This is a genomic window from Neisseria sp. P0020.S005 (assembly GCF_051957055.1).
In the GTDB taxonomy this organism is placed as follows: Bacteria; Pseudomonadota; Gammaproteobacteria; order Burkholderiales; family Neisseriaceae; genus Neisseria; species Neisseria subflava_A.
Genome location: NZ_JBQCWV010000001.1, coordinates 211,423 through 228,126 on the forward strand (window position 1 = coordinate 211,423; position 16,704 = coordinate 228,126).

The 16,704-nt window shown below is 46.9% G+C and carries 18 protein-coding genes and 5 pseudogenes; 14 read left to right on the forward strand and 9 right to left on the reverse strand.

What is annotated here, in order from left to right:
* The first annotated feature begins 42 nt into the window (after positions 1-42).
* The 3 genes from ACTHTU_RS01015 to nadC all read left to right on the forward strand — a co-directional run bounded on the left by ACTHTU_RS01015 (position 43) and on the right by nadC (position 1,784).
* Positions 43-288: a hypothetical protein gene (locus ACTHTU_RS01015; protein WP_440361481.1), complete on the forward strand. Its 246-nt coding sequence runs from the start codon at positions 43-45 to the stop codon at positions 286-288.
* Complete coding sequence (locus tag ACTHTU_RS01020; RefSeq protein WP_440361482.1) at positions 285-674, forward strand: hypothetical protein; 390 nt, start codon at positions 285-287, stop codon at positions 672-674. The genes ACTHTU_RS01015 and ACTHTU_RS01020 overlap by 4 nt, the downstream gene beginning before the upstream one ends.
* A gap of 228 nt (positions 675-902) precedes the next feature.
* Positions 903-1,784, forward strand: a complete 882-nt coding sequence (gene nadC, locus ACTHTU_RS01025) for a carboxylating nicotinate-nucleotide diphosphorylase (protein ID WP_070645217.1) — start codon at positions 903-905, stop codon at positions 1,782-1,784.
* Between the two features lie 218 nt (positions 1,785-2,002).
* On the opposite strand, the pseudogene ACTHTU_RS01030 reads toward nadC, so the two are convergent.
* A pseudogene (locus tag ACTHTU_RS01030) lies at positions 2,003-2,185 on the reverse strand (hypothetical protein); the annotation flags it as partial.
* Positions 2,186-2,447: 262 nt separating this feature from the next.
* On the opposite strand from ACTHTU_RS01030, the gene ACTHTU_RS01035 reads away from it, so the two are divergent.
* From ACTHTU_RS01035 to ACTHTU_RS01055, 5 genes are all read left to right on the forward strand, one after another.
* Positions 2,448-3,308, forward strand: a complete 861-nt coding sequence (locus tag ACTHTU_RS01035) for an SDR family oxidoreductase (RefSeq protein WP_070645212.1) — start codon at positions 2,448-2,450, stop codon at positions 3,306-3,308.
* A complete protein-coding gene (locus ACTHTU_RS01040) occupies positions 3,298-4,122 on the forward strand; it encodes an ABC transporter ATP-binding protein (protein WP_070645209.1) in 825 nt (274 codons plus the stop codon). Before ACTHTU_RS01035 ends, ACTHTU_RS01040 begins: the two co-directional genes overlap by 11 nt.
* A 101-nt stretch (positions 4,123-4,223) precedes the next feature.
* The gene (locus tag ACTHTU_RS01045; RefSeq protein ID WP_440361483.1) at positions 4,224-5,741 is read left to right on the forward strand and encodes an ABC transporter permease/substrate-binding protein; all 1,518 of its coding nucleotides are present in this window, start codon (positions 4,224-4,226) and stop codon (positions 5,739-5,741) included.
* Positions 5,742-5,788: 47 nt separating this feature from the next.
* A complete protein-coding gene (locus ACTHTU_RS01050; protein WP_440361484.1) occupies positions 5,789-6,634 on the forward strand; it encodes an alcohol dehydrogenase catalytic domain-containing protein in 846 nt (281 codons plus the stop codon).
* 1 nt (position 6,635) lies between these two features.
* Positions 6,636-6,743 (forward strand): zinc-binding dehydrogenase, encoded by a 108-nt coding sequence (locus ACTHTU_RS01055; RefSeq protein ID WP_440361485.1) that lies wholly within the window; start codon positions 6,636-6,638, stop codon positions 6,741-6,743.
* A 145-nt stretch (positions 6,744-6,888) separates the two neighbouring features.
* Here ACTHTU_RS01055 and ACTHTU_RS01060 read toward each other — a convergent pair.
* The 7 genes and pseudogenes from ACTHTU_RS01060 to ACTHTU_RS01090 form a co-directional block, all read right to left on the reverse strand.
* Positions 6,889-7,113, reverse strand: a pseudogene (locus ACTHTU_RS01060) (DUF6911 family protein); the annotation flags it as partial.
* Positions 7,114-7,250: 137 nt separating this feature from the next.
* Positions 7,251-7,640: a hypothetical protein gene (locus tag ACTHTU_RS01065; RefSeq protein ID WP_440361486.1), complete on the reverse strand. Its 390-nt coding sequence runs from the start codon at positions 7,638-7,640 to the stop codon at positions 7,251-7,253.
* Between the two features lie 2 nt (positions 7,641-7,642).
* A pseudogene (locus ACTHTU_RS01070) lies at positions 7,643-7,744 on the reverse strand (HNH endonuclease); the annotation flags it as partial.
* A 38-nt stretch (positions 7,745-7,782) separates the two neighbouring features.
* Positions 7,783-8,169 carry a hypothetical protein gene (locus tag ACTHTU_RS01075; protein WP_002245502.1) on the reverse strand — a complete coding sequence of 129 codons (387 nt, stop codon included), beginning with the start codon at positions 8,167-8,169 and terminating at the stop codon, positions 7,783-7,785.
* Between the two features lie 2 nt (positions 8,170-8,171).
* Positions 8,172-8,273 (reverse strand): annotated as a pseudogene (locus ACTHTU_RS01080) (HNH endonuclease); the annotation flags it as partial.
* A gap of 38 nt (positions 8,274-8,311) precedes the next feature.
* Positions 8,312-8,698, reverse strand: a complete 387-nt coding sequence (locus tag ACTHTU_RS01085; protein WP_070583431.1) for a hypothetical protein — start codon at positions 8,696-8,698, stop codon at positions 8,312-8,314.
* Between the two features lie 2 nt (positions 8,699-8,700).
* Positions 8,701-9,246, reverse strand: a complete 546-nt coding sequence (locus ACTHTU_RS01090) for an HNH endonuclease (protein ID WP_440361487.1) — start codon at positions 9,244-9,246, stop codon at positions 8,701-8,703.
* 141 nt (positions 9,247-9,387) lie between these two features.
* On the opposite strand from ACTHTU_RS01090, the gene ACTHTU_RS01095 reads away from it, so the two are divergent.
* A complete protein-coding gene (locus tag ACTHTU_RS01095; RefSeq protein ID WP_234395980.1) occupies positions 9,388-9,594 on the forward strand; it encodes a hypothetical protein in 207 nt (68 codons plus the stop codon).
* A gap of 121 nt (positions 9,595-9,715) precedes the next feature.
* On the opposite strand, the pseudogene ACTHTU_RS01100 reads toward ACTHTU_RS01095, so the two are convergent.
* Positions 9,716-10,561: pseudogene (locus ACTHTU_RS01100) on the reverse strand (IS5 family transposase); the annotation flags it as partial.
* Positions 10,562-10,910: 349 nt separating this feature from the next.
* Between ACTHTU_RS01100 and ACTHTU_RS01105 the strand changes: the two are divergent.
* Genes ACTHTU_RS01105 through ACTHTU_RS01125 form a run of 5 tightly spaced genes read left to right on the forward strand, consistent with a single transcriptional unit; the run spans position 10,911 to position 16,350 of the window.
* Positions 10,911-11,822 (forward strand): ParA family protein, encoded by a 912-nt coding sequence (locus ACTHTU_RS01105; protein ID WP_440361488.1) that lies wholly within the window; start codon positions 10,911-10,913, stop codon positions 11,820-11,822.
* Positions 11,823-11,824: 2 nt separating this feature from the next.
* Positions 11,825-13,489, forward strand: coding sequence for a ParB family protein (locus ACTHTU_RS01110; RefSeq protein ID WP_440361489.1), 1,665 nt, complete (start codon positions 11,825-11,827; stop codon positions 13,487-13,489).
* 33 nt (positions 13,490-13,522) lie between these two features.
* On the forward strand, positions 13,523-14,149 hold the full coding sequence (locus tag ACTHTU_RS01115; RefSeq protein ID WP_440361490.1) for an STY4526/YPO1902 family pathogenicity island replication protein: 627 nt from the start codon (positions 13,523-13,525) through the stop codon (positions 14,147-14,149).
* On the forward strand, positions 14,146-14,889 hold the full coding sequence (locus ACTHTU_RS01120; protein ID WP_440361491.1) for a hypothetical protein: 744 nt from the start codon (positions 14,146-14,148) through the stop codon (positions 14,887-14,889). Before ACTHTU_RS01115 ends, ACTHTU_RS01120 begins: the two co-directional genes overlap by 4 nt.
* Positions 14,890-14,895: 6 nt before the next feature.
* Positions 14,896-16,350: a hypothetical protein gene (locus tag ACTHTU_RS01125; protein ID WP_440361492.1), complete on the forward strand. Its 1,455-nt coding sequence runs from the start codon at positions 14,896-14,898 to the stop codon at positions 16,348-16,350.
* Positions 16,351-16,704 lie beyond the last annotated feature (354 nt).

Here is a 16,704-nt window from a genome sequence, read left to right on the forward strand (position 1 = left end):
CGGAACCGATTCACTTGGTGTTTGAACACCTTACCAGGAACTATGGAAGTTTTAAAAAAGATTGGCACCACAGGCAACTCAGCCACAGGCAAACTTTTTCCAGATTTACCTCGCACAAATAAGGGATGGACTGAAAAAACACAAGTGCAATTCAAGCTTGAAGGCCAAGGAAAACCACATGTGAATAAAGGAAAAGGGGTAGTCAATACAGGGCTGGGGAAATCTGGCGGCAAAGAAGCTTTTGAGAAACAGATTATTCATTTTGAAAAAATTAGAGATATAAAATGAGCTATTTAAATTTAGATGATGATATGTATTTGGTTTATGATTTTAAAAAAGATATGAAAAATAGAAAAAAGAAGGAGCATATTGAAGATACAAGATTACTGTCATTGAATGACGAAAGTATCTTTGGCATCAAAAAAGACAAAGGATTGTTTGCGTCGGATGAATGGTGGGCTAATATTGATTCCGGACAGATTATCACCAGAAGCGTTTCCGGAGTAATATCGTCAATATATGAGGCAGGAATGGAAAGAAGAAACATACCGAATAGTTTTAGTTTTATAGATGGTGAAGGCATCGTAAGGAATGAAAGTATGTATATGATGAATAAATCCGACAGACATTTATTTTGTGAAGGGAAAAAAAATTGCTATTTTTTACGCGTATGACGAATTAAAAATATCAAAACAAAGAAAAGGAGACGTAATTGATTTGGAAAACAACTATGTTGAGCAAGTCATTGAAATGGCAATTTCAAAATAATCAGATGACGCCGGAGAGAATTGTTCTCTTTGAGCTAAGGCGAGGCAACGCCGTACTGGTTTTTGTTAATCCACTATAAAATGAAGTTTTACCCCATCGGTGCAACATCCATCTTTTTCAACAAAGGAAACCCCATGTCGTCTGAAAACACCCTCTTCCCCCTGCCCGACACCCTGTTGCGCCCCATGGTGGAACAAGCCTTGAGCGAAGATTTGGGTAGGCGTAGCGACATTACGTCCGCCGCCGTTATCGCCCCCGATAAAACCGCCAAACTCTTCCTCGTCAGCCGCGAAGACGGCGTTATCGCCGGCATGGACTTGGCGCGCCTCGCCTTTCAGACGATGGACCCGTCCGTCCGCTTCCAAGCCGAAATCCAAGACGGGCAAACCGTCCGCGCAGGTCAGACGCTTGCTGCCGTCGAAGGCAACGCCCGCGCCCTGCTCGCCGCCGAACGCACCGCGCTCAACTACCTCACGCACTTAAGCGGCATCGCCACCGCCACCGCGCGTGCCGTCGCCGAAGTCGCCGAATACGGTACAGACATCGTGTGCAGCCGCAAAACCATCCCCCTGCTGCGCGTCCTGCAAAAATACGCCGTCAGAGCAGGCGGCGGCGTGAACCACCGCATGGGTTTGGACGATGCCGTGCTCATCAAAGACAACCATCTTGCCTATTGTGACAGCATCACCCAAGCCGTACGGCAGGCAAAGCAGGCGGTCGGACCGTTGACCTGCGTGGAAATCGAAGTGGACACGCTGGCACAACTGGACGAAGCCATCGCGGCGGGCGCGGAACGGATTTTGCTGGACAACATGGATGACGAAACCTTGAAAGAAGCGGCAAACCGCTGCCACACACAAACCGCCCACCCCCACACCGTCTATTGCGAAGCATCGGGTGGCATCGGCTTCGACCGCCTGAAACGCGTGGCACAAACCGGCGTGGACGGCATCGCTCTCGGCTATCTGACCCACAGCAGCCATTCGTTGGATATAGGTTTGGATTTCGTGGCTTAAATTTCGAGTTTGCTATAAAGTAAAGGCCGTCTGAAATATAGACCTTTTATTTTCAAGCAGCCTTTTTGCTTCCAAAGCAGAAGATATAAAAATTATGCAATTTAGCTTCAACCTTCATATAACATGAAAGAGTAGGGCATAACTAAGCCATCATGTAAAAAGCCGTCTGAAACCCAATGTTGAGACGGCTTTTTACTCTCAAAATGATTAATTGATCATCACCATTTTCCAGTTATCCCAATGCGTATTGTCCTACCCGGTGCGGGCAGATAGGAGCGGCTCATTGGGTCGAGGTCGTAGCGGTTGGTCAGATTGCTACCCACCAGTTCGGTAGTCAGGTTTTTGCCGATTTTGTAGCGCAGGTAGGCATACCATACTGCAACAGGCTGCCAGCGCATATAGTCGGGGTCTGCCTGTTTTCCATTATCTGCTTGGTCGTAATATACCTGAAAAATCGCCCTGCGGTATTATTCAGCTTAATAATCAAGTAAGTCTTTCGCGGCTTATCGTATGTAGGAAAACTGCTACAATAATAACCATCAATAAACCATCCCTTGAATCTATTCAGTCTACCTGAAACTCAAAAAGCAGCATGCACATGGTTTTACAGAAACCCTGTAAACGGCAAAGCTATCTCTTTAGAAAACGCATAAGGAAAACAACATGAATCTAGCCATCACTGGCTCCAGCGGCAACATCGGCGGTATGGTCGCCTGTCATCTGAACACACGTGGTCTGCCGCTTATTCTGCCGCTGCGTAACCCCGCCAAAGCGCCCAATCTCACGAACTGCGAGGCGCGACGGTTTGCCTATGGCGATTTGGAGCTTGCCAAGCAGGCATTAAACGGGGTGGGCGTGCTGTTTATGGTGTCCGCCGCCGAAAGTCCAATGCGCGAACAGGAGCATTTGACTTTGGTGCAGGCTGCTTCGGAAGCGGGCGTGAAGCGTATTGTCTATCTCTCTTTTGCTCAAGCGGCGTTGGACAGCACCTTCACGCTGGCGTGCACTCATGCGGTTACCGAAAATGCAATCCGGCAAACAAATATGCGCTACACCTTTCTGCGCGACAATTTTTACAGCGAGATGATGGCAACCATTGCCAACGCAGACGGCATCATCGCAGGTCCTGCTGATGATGGGCGAGTTGCCTGCGTTTCACAGCGCGATGTCGCCCAAGCAGCGGCAAACGTTATCGCCGACATCGCATACGGCAACCACTGCCACGACAATCAGACCTACACGCTGACCAGTTCCCAATCATTAAACTTCGCTGAAATAGCCGCCGTCTTAACCGAAATCACCGGCAAACCGCACTGCTACCACAATGAAACTGTGGAAGAAGCCTTCGCCAGCCGCAAAGCTGAGTATCCTGACACGCCCGATTGGCAGATTGAAGCCTGGATTTCTATCTACACTGCCATTGCCAAAGGCGAGCTTGCTACCGTTTCAGACGACCTGCCTCAGTTGTTGGGACGCGCACCGCTTAGTTTTGAAGACGTAGTAAAGGCACAATATGCAAAATAATCTTGTTCCGTTTATCGAATTTTGCGGCGTAGGCAAGCATTATGACGGCAAATATGCTGTGCGCGATTTGGATTTGACCATTTATCAGGGTGAATTTTTCGTGTTGGTAGGTGGCTCGGGCAGCGGCAAATCCACCACTTTACGCATGATTAACGCGCTAATTGAACCGACCGATGGCAACGTTTATCTGCACGGCAAACGGATTAAAGACTACGACATCCGCCAGCTCCGCCACCAAATTGGTTACGTATTGCAGCAAATCGCGCTTTTTCCCACCATGACCGTCGCGGAAAATATCGAACTCATGCCTGACGTACTGGGCTGGCCGAAAGCCGAACGCAAAACGCGTGTGAATGAATTATTGGAGTTGGTGGAACTTGACCCTGCGCACTACCGCGACCGCTATCCGCATGAACTTTCCGGCGGTGAACAGCAGCGCATCGGTATTTTGCGAGCCATTGCAGCCAAGCCCCAAGTTCTGCTGATGGACGAACCGTTTTCCGCACTTGACCCGCTTGTACGCACCGTGCTGCAAGATCAAATTGCCATGATTCACCAAAAATTTGGCACCACTATCGTTTTCGTTACCCATGATATGCAGGAAGCCGCCAAACTCGCTTGCCGTATCGGTGTAATGCATAATGGCAAACTGGTACAAATCGGCACACCTGAAGAAATCAAAAAGCAGCCGGCAAATGATTATGTGCAATCGCTGTTTTCCACTGCCGATGCACCCGATGCCGAACGCATCATCCACCAATTCTTACGGTTGGATAAACAGGGACAGGAAGCTGTGAGAAGGGCAGTGTTATGATGGTGAAGGCCGTCTGAAACCTCTTTCAAGGTGCTAATACCTTGCTGTAAAGCAAACATAAACATCTATTATTCAACATACTAACCATAACAATTAAAACTATGTTCTCATCCCTAAATGTTACCCCGGCAGAACTCTGGCAAATGCTGCTTACGCATTTATGGCTTTCCGGCCTGGCTTTGCTCGCGGCAGTGGCAATTGCGGTGCCTGCGGCCGTGTTGTTTGCGCGCAGACAGCGGGTAGCGGAAGCGGTATTGCAGTTTACCAATATATTGCAAACCATTCCGTCTTTGGCGCTGCTGGGTTTGCTGATTCCGTTTGTCGGTATCGGTTCGCCTCCCGTCTTGATTGCGCTCACGCTATACGCGCTGTTGCCTATTTTTCAAAATACCTATTTGGGGCTGACCCAAATCGACCAATCGATTCAAGATGCATACACTGCATTCGGACTATCGCGCTGGCAATCATTATGGCGGATTGAGCTGCCGATGGCTTTGCCTGCCATGATTTCGGGCATTCGCACGGCGGCGGTGCTGATTGTCGGCACGGCAACTCTGGCGGCGTTAATTGGCGCAGGTGGCTTGGGTAACCTGATTCTGCTCGGCATTGACCGCAACAACATGACAATGACGTTTACCGGCGCATTGCTCTCCGCGTTATTGGCTGTCGGTGTAAGCGGCATTATCGGGCTGTTGCAGAAATCGCGACGCAAGTTGCCGATTATTCTTGCATTGGCGGTGGGCTTCGGCGCACTCGGTCTGTCTCAGATTTCATTTACACCTGCCACAAAAAACGTGGTGGTTGCCGGCAAAATGGGGAGTGAGCCGGATATTCTGATTAACATGTATAAATTATTGATTGAACGTGAGAATTCGAACGTGAAAGTCACAGTCAAACCTAATTTTGGCAAAACTACTTTCCTGTTTAGCGCACTGAATAGTGGCGAAATCGATATTTATCCTGAATTCACCGGCACAGTGCTGGAAGCCTTAGTACAAGTACCAACTGAACAGAAGAACCGCCATCTGTCGCCAGATGAAACCTATCAACGGGGCAAACAATTATTGGCGGAACAATATCAGCTAGAGTTTCTACCACCGATGTCTTATCAGAACACTTACGCGTTGGCGGTCAAAGAAAGCTACGGTGCATCGCACCAACTGAAGACAATCAGCGACTTGAAGCAGGTAGCGTCTGATATCCGAGCAGGTTTCTCACTGGAATTTATCGACCGAGCGGATGGCTATAAAGGCATGCAGGCAGCCGGTATCACGCTAAAACATATTGTTAGCTTGGAACCTGCCTTACGCTATACGGCATTGTTGAATGACAAAATCGACCTAGTGGAAGCCTTTTCCACCGATGCAGAATTGAAACAATATCGATTGCGCTTGCTGAAAGACGATATTTCTCTGTTTCCTGCTTACCAGGGGGCACCATTGATGAAAGCAGAATTTGCCGAAAAAAATCCCCAAATTGTGATCGCACTTAACCGACTGGAGGGAAAAATTAGCGAAGAAGAAATGAGCGAGATGAATTACCGCGTGAAAGTGCAAGGCGAAAGCGCGGAAAACGTAGCGCGGGAGTATTTGGAGAAAAATGGGTTGTTAGGAAAGTAAAATTGGCAGTAGGCTACCTGAAAGCATCAGATTCTTAGGGAGGTATTATGAAAGCCGTAAAAATCTATCAAGCCGGCGGTCCAGAGCAACTGATTTATCAAGACGTGCCAACACCTGATATCAAAGAGAGTTGGTCACTGGTAAAAATCAAAGGCTTCGGCATCAACCATTCTGAGATTTTCACGCGTGAAGGCAAATCGCCGTCTGTCCAATTTCCGCGCATTTTGGGCATTGAATGTGTAGGCGAAGTGGCGCAAAGTTCCACACCCGCGCTGGCGGTCGGACAAAAGGTCGTCTCTATTATGGGCGAAATGGGGCGCGCCTTTGACGGCAGTTACGCCGAATATGTGCTGCTGCCCAACGAGCAAATTTCCCCCGTTTATACCGACTTGGATTGGACAACCCTTGCCGCAATTCCCGAAACCTACTACACCGCGTTTGGCTCATTACAACAGCTTCGTATCGCGCCGCAAGATCGTGTGCTGGTGCGTGGTGCAGGCAGTGGCGTGGGCGTAGCCTTTGCACAGTTGCTTAAAGCGCAGTTTCCGCATGTCGTACTGCACGGTTCAACGCGTAATCCTGCCAAAGCTACCCGTTTGCAGGCGGTTGGATTTGACGAAGTGATTACTGAAGCCGATGGCAAAATACAAACTGACCAAAGCTATGACAAAATTCTGGAATTGGTCGGGCCGGCAACTTTGCGTGATTCTTTCTCCCACATCAACGAACACGGCATCGTCTGCAATACAGGGCAGCTTGGTAACATATGGTACGTGAACAATTTTGATCCGATTATTGAACTCAAAAACAACAGCTATCTTACCGCCTTTAATTCGGGCAATGTGTCGCAAGCCAAGCTGGATGCGATGTTTGACTATATCCGGCAGTTTTAATGTGAAAATCTTAATTGAACGCGTGTTTACATTGGAACAAGTTCCCGAAGCCCACCGTTTTTTGCAAAGCGCGGACGGGTTTGGGAAAGTGGTGGTAGTCAATGAATAGGGCTATCTAAAATTCTATAAAAGAAATTTAATCATGCTTTGGAATAAAACTGTGATCTGAATTGGTTTCATGGATATTGATAAAGAGAAGGCCGAGACCTTTGCAAAATTCCTCAAAATCCCCTAAATTCCCACCAAGACATTTAGGGGATTTTGGGGAATTTTGCAAAGGTCTCAGTTAATTCATTATTGCCAAATTCAGGCTCAGGAATAATTCTGAAAACAAGGACTCCGGCTTTTTTTTCAAAATTTGATACAGAAAAAAAGTTATTTATTTCTTTAATGTTAGGATTTTCTAAAATAGGAATTTGGATTCGTTCTCCATTATCTGTAATAAAAAATCCGCCAAAAACAATTGTTGATGCTTTCATTGTAGCCGTCTGCCGTTTTGACCAAGGTGCTGCCGTGGAAGGAGCAGGTGTGGGATTTTTGAAGAACTCAGTTCTCAATATTCCGTTTCAAATGAAGGAAAGGTCGTCTGATGTTTTTCAGACAACCTTTTTACCCTCTAAAGCGGAGGCAGTTCTACAAATGGAAAGAAATGCTGAAACTTCTGATAAATTTCAGGATGTTTTTCTAAGGCTTTTAACGCTTTTTCTTTTGAGATAGGCGGATCATAGACATCTATACCCCTTAAGAAGGCAATGCCTGTCAAGGCATTTTTTTTCGATTTTGATAGGCTGTAACTCGAAACAAAACCTACAATATTGTCAATATCGGCAATTACCCCATCGAAATCCGCCAAGTCAAAAATATAAAAAGGGATGTCCTCGATGGGCATATCTCGTATTACTTGTTCAATCCATAACTTGAATTCATTTAAATCAATAGATTGAGAGAATAAGCATTTAATTGCAAATCCTAAATCGTAACTATCTTCTTTTATGATTTTCCACATAGTCACTTTCCTTTACTCATCGCTTCCCAACCAATATGGCCGGTATCATGATGCAAGTCTTCACCAATCAATTGCATCCTTCCTGTATCTTGATGATGATGCCAAAGGTCGTCTGATGTTTTTCAGACGACCTCATTACCCTCTAAAGCGGAGGCAGTTCTACAAATGGAAAGAAATGCTGAAACTTCTGATAAATTTCAGGATGTTTTTCTAAGGCTTTTAACGCTTTTTCTTTTGAGATAGGCGGATCATAGACATCTATACCCCTTAAGAAGGCAATGCCGGTCAAGGCATTATCCTGATTTTTTGATAAGTTATTTTCGGGAACAAATCCTATAATATCAATCAGATCGTATAGTGATTGAAAATCTATCAAATCAAAAAAATAATTTGGAATTTCATCTAAATCTACTTCCCTTATGATTTTTTCGACCCACATTTTAAATTCGGTAAGATTGATTGCTTGGCAATATATACTGCCTATGGCAAAATTTAAGTCGGTGCTATTTTCTTTATAAATTTTCCACATAATCATTTACCTTTATCCATTACCGTCCCTCCTATGTGACCGGTTTTAGAATGTTCCCATTCAGGTACAAGCTGCATACGTCCGGTATCCTGATGATGATGCCAAAGGTCGTCTGATGTTTTTCAGACGACCTCATTACCCTCTAAAGCGGAGGCAGTTCTACAAATGGAAAGAAATGCTGAAACCTCTGATAAATTTCAGGATGTTTCTTTAAGGCTTTTAATGCTTTTTCTTTTGAAACGGGAGGGTCATAGACATCTACCCCCCTTAAGAAGGCAATGCCGGTTAATGCGTCATCTTGATCTTTAGATAAGTCTGAATTCGGAACAAAATCCAAAATATTATAAATATCTCCTACTCCTTCAAGATCAATTAAATCAAAAATATAAAAAGGTATATTATCAATAGGCATATCTAAGACAACCTTATCCAACCATAATTTAAATTCTTGCAAATTAATTGCTGCCGATAATAAGCAATATGTTGCAAAACTTAAATCTTGACCTTGCTCTTTCGTAATTTTCCACATAATTATCTTCCTTTATTCATCGCTTCCCAGCCGATATGACCAGTATCATGGTGAGATTTTTCAGGTACAAGCTGCATACGTCCGGTATCCTGATGATGATGCCAAGTATAATCCGGTATTTTAGATTCTCCTTTTTCAATTGCTTTTAACTGTTTCGGATTGAAACTGGAGCTGTGAACCTGCCCTTTCCTAATGGCTTCCGCCAAATCCTTGGTCGCCATCCTCATTTGCCCTGTCGAATCCTTCAATCTGAACTCCTTGGTATTAATTCTTGTATCGTATTTTACGTCTTTTTCAAAATTCGGAAATCCTTTGCTGTCAAACGGCACCCCGGTCTTCGGGTGGCTTTGGTTTGCCAGTTTGACATTTTTGCCGTTTGACGGCGGTACTGTCGAGGATTTGACATTTTGTTTGCCGTAACGCTGTTCCAATTCCGTTCTGACAGTGCGGGAGTGGTACGGTGAATCATAACTGTACCGTCCTTGTTGGGCTTGGGAAAAATTTTCCTCGACAGGTGCTTTCCCTTTCGGCAATGCAACTGCGCCCATCTGCGACTGTTTGACGGTGCTTGCACCTATACCACCCCAGTCGTATCGGGTTCGAGCATATGCGGCTGCGCTGCGTTGGGCGGCGCGTTGGATAATGCCGTCGAATCGGCCGCCGCCGTAACCTGCGTGTTTGGCGACGGGATGCGGCTGGTGGCGGTGGCGGTGAAGTACCGCGCCGATGTGTCTGCCGCCGTGCTTGAGCCGTCGCAATACGGCGTGGCGGGGCGCACGGTGGAGCGCGTTTATGTGGCGCAAAGTACCGCTGTATCAGGGCAACGGCGCGATTGCGTGGGCGTCACCCGAATTTCAGGCGCAGCATCCCTGCTTTGTGATTGCGCCCGAGTTTGACGAAATTATTATGGACGATACCAGCACCGCGTCCAACTATCTCGATGCCACTATCAACCTAATCAAACACTTGAAAACCAAGTTACCCATCGACGGCAAACGGCTCTACACCACCGGCCAGTCGGGCGGCGGCATGATGTCGATTGCGCTTCGTTTGCGCTTCCGTCAGCGGACGGTTGCGGTGGGCTTTGCGCATAATGCCGTCCAGTAACTGATGCTCTTTCAGATGTTTCTGGTTTTCCTCACTGTCATAGCCTTTGTTGGCATAGACGGTCTCACCTTCGGCTATCCCTTCCAACAAAGGAGACAGGTGTTTGCACTCATGGGTATTGGCGGGGGTAATATGCAGTTTCTCGATATAGCCTTCCGCATCGGTGCGGGTATGTTGTTTGTAACCGAGTCTGTAGAGGCCGTTTTTCTTTGTCCAACGAGCATCTTTGTCTTTGCTCGGTGTGGTTTGGCCGCTGACTTGTCCTTCCTCATCGACTTCTATAGCCTGACGCTGTTTGCTGCCGGCGGTCTGAATAATGGTGGCGTCAATGACGGCGGCGGATGCTTTCTCTACTTTTAAGCCTTTTTCAGTCAGTTGGCGGTTGATCAGTTCCAGCAATTCGGACAGGGTATCATCTTGCGCCAGCCAATTGCGGTAACGGCATAAGGTGCTGTAATCGGGGATGCTCAGTTCGTCAAAACGGCAAAACAGGTTGAAATCGATGCGGGTGATGAGGCTGTGTTCGAGTTCGGGATCGGAGAGGCTGTGCCATTGTCCGAGCAGGATGGCTTTGAACATGGACAACAGGGGATAGGCGGGACGGCCGCGGTGGTCTCGGAGGTAACGGGTTCTTTGACGATTCAGGTATTGTTCGATCGGTTGCCAATCAATCACTTGATCCAACTTCAATAGTGGGAAGCGGTCAATGTGTTTGGCAATCATGGCTTGGGCGGTTTGCTGGAAGAAGGTACTCATGGAAAATCCCCTAAATGTCTTGGTGGGAATTTAGGGGATTTTGGGGAATTTTGCAAAGGTCTCATAAGGGATTTGTTGAGAAAAAGGCTGAGGAATATAAACAAAAAGGCCGTCTGAAATTTTCAGACGGCCTTTTTTGTTTTTGAATATTGTAAGTGATTGTACTACTGAGAAAAACAGGAATTAGCAAATTAAAATACTAGCATTATAAATTTAACATAATATAAATTATGCGAACTAAAGAACACTGCCTTTGGTAAAATTTCCAAACCGGCGTTCGAAGTGGCTTAAAACAGTCAAGATATACGGTATAGGCTTATTTTTAACGCAATTTTACAGAGGTCATCCTATGCCTATTACGACTCTTGGAATCGTGGGGACCAAAGGTGGAACAGGAAAAACAACTGTTACTGCAAACATCGGCGGCATGCTTGCCGATATGGGCTTCCGTGTATTAATGATTGATGCCGACCCTCAAGCATCTTTGAGCAAATACTATCCGCTGCATTACGTTGCACCGAACGGTATTGTCGAGTTGCTTTTGGCAGACAATTCCGAAAATACCATTTCATCTACCGTTTCCAATACGGTTTATCCGAATTTAGACATTATCCTGTCAAACAACCTGTCGGATGATGTCCGTATCAATGTCCAAAACCGTATCGACCGCGCTGTTTTGCTGCGTTCGAAGCTGGTTCATCCATTCATTCAGACTAATTACGATATTGTTATTATCGACACCCAAGGTGCTGTCGGTCCGGTTCAGGATGCTGTTGTCTATGCTTCAACCATGCTCCTCAGCCCAATCAATCCGAGCGCTCTCAGCACGCGTGAGTTTTTGAAAGGTACGTTGGGTCTGCTGGAACGCCTCAGCCTCGGTTCAGCCATCAACTTAGAGGTTCCGCCTCTGCGTGCCTTGATTTACGCGCAAGACCGTACGCGTAATGCTCGTCTGATTGCTGATGAAATCAAAGCCGAGTTCAATACTTCCATTGACGGTAAAAATCAGATTCTGAATACGGTTATTCCCTATGCTAAAGCCTATTTGGAAGCCTCTACTTATCGGATTCCGGTACATTGCCACGAACGCGAACATGCAGGCAAGTCCGAATCTGCACTCTCAGTAATGACTTCTCTCGTGTATGAGCTTTTCCCGCCGATTAAAGATCAGCAGTTGAAAGGCACTTTTTTCAATAATATGGCCGATTTGTACAGCGAATACGGTACAGATGAATCCGAAACCGATACAGCGGGAGAATAAACATGTCAAACGGCAACCAACCCATCAGACCGACTCGGAAACTGACGGGCGATTTAATCAATTCAAGCCTGCTCGTTGCCAATCCGACACAAACCGGTATGAATTTGAATACTGCCACGCAAAATATGTCGGGAATGTTCCTCAATTTATCAGTCAACGACATTGATTTTTTTGACAAAAATCCCCGCCGCCAACACGACGAGGAATTGTACGGACAAATCAAAGCCTCTATCCGCGCATCGGGCGTACAGCATCCCGTGCATGTGACCCGTCGTCCCGATTCTAGCAAATACATACTGGCACAAGGCGGTAATACGCGCCTTAAAATCGTCAAAGAACTGTATGAGGAAACCGGCGATGCACGTTTTGCAAGCATTCCGTGCATCTATATCGAATACACCAACGACGAAGACATCCAAATCGCCCATCTGATTGAAAACGAACAGCGTGCGGATATGGTTTTTTGGGACAAAGCCTGTGCTTATGCGGAAATCCGCGATATGTTACAGGAAAAATCCGCTGAAACCTTGGGTTTGCGCAAGTTGGTGGATGCGTTCTCATCTTATGGTCTTTCAATTTCGTTTTCTAAGTTATCTCTATTTTTCTTTGCTACCGACAATTTGAGCGCACTCGGAAAGTTTTGTAATGATTTGTCATTGTCAAAGACAACTGAAATCCGCAAACAATACAACGAATTACTGGGACAGCTTGCTTCCGAGCATGAAACTGGGACAGCGTTTGCCGATTTTTGGGAGGCGACGTTAGATACGTGGCACAGTGAACATATTGAAGAGACGGAACTCGATGTTCCGGCGCTTCAAGTATACCTGCAACAGCAGTTTGAAGCCGTTTACGGCATCAAACAGGAAACTGGGACAACTTCTCCAAGCGGCCATGGCGCGGCTTCCGCCGCCGAAACTGGAACAGCGTCCGATTCTGAGCCACAGGAAAAAGTGGAAACAACAGTAATGCGTGATGTGCAGAGCAACAGCGTGGCTCGGAAGGTGGTCGAACCGCCTTCCGAGCCAATCATACGCGAAACTGAAACCAGTAACCGCCTTCTTCCTCAATCTGCGGCCGAATCCCCTATTTCCTATTCTGCCCATACTCCCGTAACCCTGCCTTCAGCTGCCGCAGCAGTGGCCTTGGATGAAAATCAGGCAATCAAAGCCCTGCATACTGCCGTGATTAACCTGACAAATGCAGCCAACATCCGTGATTTCCTGATATTTGACGACAGAATGCCTTACGGCTACATGCTGGATTTGCCGGATTTCTCCAGTGACGAATGGCGGGGCAACCTGCTGATTAACGGCAGTCTGAACATCCGTCATCCGCGTGCCTCAGTCGTCTTTGGTTATTTATGGCAGACCAGCAACGAATCCGAGCTATTCGGTTCGCCAGATATGCTGCAAAAATACAATCCGTTTTTGGCAAACGAACGCAGACATCCTGTACTGGCGGCCGCTTACCGAGATCCTGAACTATTTAAAGACGTGGTTGAATACACCTTGGGAGCAGGCGGTTTCGAAAATCTGAACCTGAACGTCTATTACCTGATGACGGGCGATGAAGAACTGTCACCGCTTTTGTTCGAATATCTGCAGGCGGTTATTAATGCACACCGTTGTGGCTGGCCGAAAATGGATGTGTTCAAACCAGTTTGATGAGGAGGTCGGAGGATGTTTCCAGAACGGAGAATGTTAAGAAATACGGCACGTCGAGAACCTGTCGTGATGCCAGCTTCAGATACTTACAAGATGCGTCTGACAGGCAAGAACGCCCTACTCTATGCACAGATTCTGAATATCCTTGCTGCCGGTTCTCCATGCAAGCAAGAACGAATAACCAATTCTGTGATGATCGGTAAATACGCTGAGGTATTCGAATATCTGAGCAAACTAACAGCGGAACAAGTCAGCACGATTGCTGAACGCCTGGCAGGAGTATTAGAAGTCCGTATCGACCTAAACACTTTACAGGAAATCATGCGTATCGAGCGCGAACAGAACGAGAAGCGACAACGCCAGATGCAGCAATGCGAATGGCTGGTTGCTCATGGCGCGAGTAATACCATGATCCTGAATATGTGCGCGATGCTGGCATCGGCCGATATCAAGAAACTGCGATCAGAAATGAACCTGCCGGTAGCAGTCGGCAGACGTAAAACACTGGAGCTGGAAGAGCAACTGACGGTTGCAGATTACTGGGAGAAATTGTGCGAACAGGAGAAAGACAGTTATACGCGCTATCAAATGCTGCACAAAGCCTTTCCCGACTACGACCTTTCCCAGTTAAATACTGCCATCTCGGAGTATTTGAAATGAACAAAGTATTAAATCTGTACGAATATCCAGAACTTGCGGAAATCGAACAGAACCAAGTCATTACCAGCGTACTGGGTTCTCTGATGGAAGAACCAGTTCTGTACGTCCCCGCTTACGGCCAGTTGGTGGGAGATACCTATGCCGGTTACTTTTTATCGTGGATGGTCCGGAGCTGTCCTTACGGTCAATCGGTCGCCATCAGCGATGCCGATATGCACGACGGCTTGGGCTTCGGTAAAAGCCGTTGGCACAACGTGCGTCGTCTGCTGAAACAGCAAGGGTTCCTGCTGTCCGAACGTTCCGGTGTACATACTGTGTATAGCCTGAACGAGAAGCACTTCTCCGATGCTTTACGCGATCAGGATAACGCTTTGCGTGGCGACAGTACATACAGCATGATGCCTTCCGTTCCAGTTGACCGGCTGTGTGCGGCAGCCATGCTGAAATCCGGTCTCAAAATTAACGATGTGCTGTTCTATTTTATGGCGCAGGCACAACAACGGTACCGGACACCGGACAACCGCGGCGATTTCAGCGAATGGATCCCCTATACCCAAGAACAGGTAAAAGCCATATCCATGCTGGATGAGGCAGAGCAGCGGCGCTCAATGAAGGCTTTGGCCAAAGTCGGATTATTGGAAGCCGGCCGCCACCCATTGTACGAACTGACCGTATTCCGTCTGAATCATAAAGCCATGGCAGATTTGTCATGGCAGTATCTTCATAACACGCAGGTATAGGGAGGCATGATGGACGAACTGCTCCCTCCGAAAGAGTTCAACGGCAATCTTGTTGCCTGCTGGCGCCGTTTGCAGTCAGGCCGCCGGATCGTGGTACACCGCAGCCTGATACAGATTACCGGTAGCCTTAAAACTGCCGCCTATCTGTCACAATTACTTTACTGGCTGCGGGTCGGTATCAATGTCGAAATCCGTGACGGTTGGATATTCAAATCCATTGGTGAAACGGAAGAAGAAACCGGTCTGACCAAACGCGAACAGGGTCTGTGCAAAGATAAACTGGTCGAACTCAACCTGATTCAGATTGCCCGTATCGGCCAAGGGGCGCGTTTAGCTGTGCGTGTGAATTTGAAGGCTCTGTCGGAAGCCATCTGCGAATCCTTCGGTTTAGCAGATGTAACTCAACTGACCATCGAAGAATGGCGCAAACAGGAACTAGGTTTTATCCGCGACTATTTCAGTGATTCCATCGTATACCACCTTGACTTGGTATGGCTGACAGGCGACATCCATGCAGCCGTTATCCTGTCGAACGCCCTGCACCAAAGCGCCCGTCACGCTAATCTGAACAACCCCTTTATGATGCGACGTCTTTATTACTCGGCCACCATCAAAGAATGGGAAGAGGCTACCATGTTGGGCTACAAACCGCAGCAACGTACCCGAACCATGTTGAAGAATGCCGGTCTGTTGGTAGAAAAACATTTCGAGCAGAACGCCCGTATCTTTAGCCACATCAATGGCGCACGTCTGATGTCCATGCTGGAAGAAAAAATCAGACTCACCCAGAAGCCAGAAATGCGTTTGGGCGTATTGACGGCAAGCAAAACGCAAACGAGGAAGGATTTGGGAAGTGACAAATTGGAAAACTCGGAAGTAACTAAAGGAGAAAGTCAGAAGTTTAGAAGTGACGATTTGGGAAAATCAGAAGCGACGAATCGGCAAAATATATATAGTAATAATTACAACAATCCTCCTACGGAGGATATTACAACTACAACAAACAAAGATACTGGAACTTCACAGGAATGTGATGTGGTGGTGGTTGATACTCCTGTTCCTTCCAATGGAGATGCCGAGATACGTTTTGAAGGTTTGGTATACCCATCCAAGCTGTCCAAATTGAAAACAGACTGCCGACACGTCTTTGACAAGTTCTTTCCCAATGGCAGCCACGACCAATATCAGGAAATTCTTGACGAAATTGCCGGACAGGTTAAACCCGTCAACAGTCCGCTGGGTTTACTGACACACTTGTGTAAACAGGCTGCTAGTCCTGAAGGCTTAACCTGCTCATTTGCATCCATTGTGAGAAATATGCGTATTGAAGCAGCACGTATGACAGCTAACCGAGTATTGCCGAATACAGTAGAGCAGTCTGAAGCACCGAAAGAAAAAGATTATGGCAAAAAAGTTATTGGCGATATGCAGAAAATGCTGGAACAGAAAAAAACACGTTAAAACCATGAGCCTCCGATAGTGAAAATCCATGTTTCGGAGGTTGGTTAAGAAAGATTCCGAAGTGTCGATTATCTGTGTAATTAAAGTTCGCACAATAAAAGGCTTTTAAGGGTAAGGGGCGAAGCTGCGGCAAAATGCTGTTCACACTGTGAACACCTGAAACCGATTACCGAGACTGTGCATACTATGCACACCAAAACAACGAATTTCTGAGTGTGTCCCCCGGACACACCAAAACAACGAATTTCTGAGTGTGTCCCCCGGACACACCAAAACAACGAATTTCTGAGTGTGTCCCCCGGACACACCAAAACAACGAATTTCTGAGTGTGTCCCCCGGACACACCAAAACAA

Bases quoted from the DNA above. Each gene is read 5' to 3' on its own strand.
- ACTHTU_RS01015 (WP_440361481.1), top strand. From the start codon at position 43: ATGGAAGTTTTAAAAAAGATTGGCACCACAGGCAACTCAGCCACAGGC.
- ACTHTU_RS01020 (WP_440361482.1), top strand. From the start codon at position 285: ATGAGCTATTTAAATTTAGATGATGATATGTATTTGGTTTATGATTTT.
- nadC (WP_070645217.1), top strand. From the start codon at position 903: ATGTCGTCTGAAAACACCCTCTTCCCCCTGCCCGACACCCTGTTGCGC.
- ACTHTU_RS01035 (WP_070645212.1), top strand. From the start codon at position 2,448: ATGAATCTAGCCATCACTGGCTCCAGCGGCAACATCGGCGGTATGGTC.
- ACTHTU_RS01040 (WP_070645209.1), top strand. From the start codon at position 3,298: ATGCAAAATAATCTTGTTCCGTTTATCGAATTTTGCGGCGTAGGCAAG.
- ACTHTU_RS01045 (WP_440361483.1), top strand. From the start codon at position 4,224: ATGTTCTCATCCCTAAATGTTACCCCGGCAGAACTCTGGCAAATGCTG.
- ACTHTU_RS01050 (WP_440361484.1), top strand. From the start codon at position 5,789: ATGAAAGCCGTAAAAATCTATCAAGCCGGCGGTCCAGAGCAACTGATT.
- ACTHTU_RS01065 (WP_440361486.1), bottom strand. From the start codon at position 7,640: ATGTGGAAAATCATAAAAGAAGATAGTTACGATTTAGGATTTGCAATT.
- ACTHTU_RS01075 (WP_002245502.1), bottom strand. From the start codon at position 8,169: ATGTGGAAAATTTATAAAGAAAATAGCACCGACTTAAATTTTGCCATA.
- ACTHTU_RS01085 (WP_070583431.1), bottom strand. From the start codon at position 8,698: ATGTGGAAAATTACGAAAGAGCAAGGTCAAGATTTAAGTTTTGCAACA.
- ACTHTU_RS01090 (WP_440361487.1), bottom strand. From the start codon at position 9,246: ATGGGCGCAGTTGCATTGCCGAAAGGGAAAGCACCTGTCGAGGAAAAT.
- ACTHTU_RS01095 (WP_234395980.1), top strand. From the start codon at position 9,388: ATGCGGCTGGTGGCGGTGGCGGTGAAGTACCGCGCCGATGTGTCTGCC.
- ACTHTU_RS01105 (WP_440361488.1), top strand. From the start codon at position 10,911: ATGCCTATTACGACTCTTGGAATCGTGGGGACCAAAGGTGGAACAGGA.
- ACTHTU_RS01110 (WP_440361489.1), top strand. From the start codon at position 11,825: ATGTCAAACGGCAACCAACCCATCAGACCGACTCGGAAACTGACGGGC.
- ACTHTU_RS01115 (WP_440361490.1), top strand. From the start codon at position 13,523: ATGTTAAGAAATACGGCACGTCGAGAACCTGTCGTGATGCCAGCTTCA.
- ACTHTU_RS01120 (WP_440361491.1), top strand. From the start codon at position 14,146: ATGAACAAAGTATTAAATCTGTACGAATATCCAGAACTTGCGGAAATC.
- ACTHTU_RS01125 (WP_440361492.1), top strand. From the start codon at position 14,896: ATGATGGACGAACTGCTCCCTCCGAAAGAGTTCAACGGCAATCTTGTT.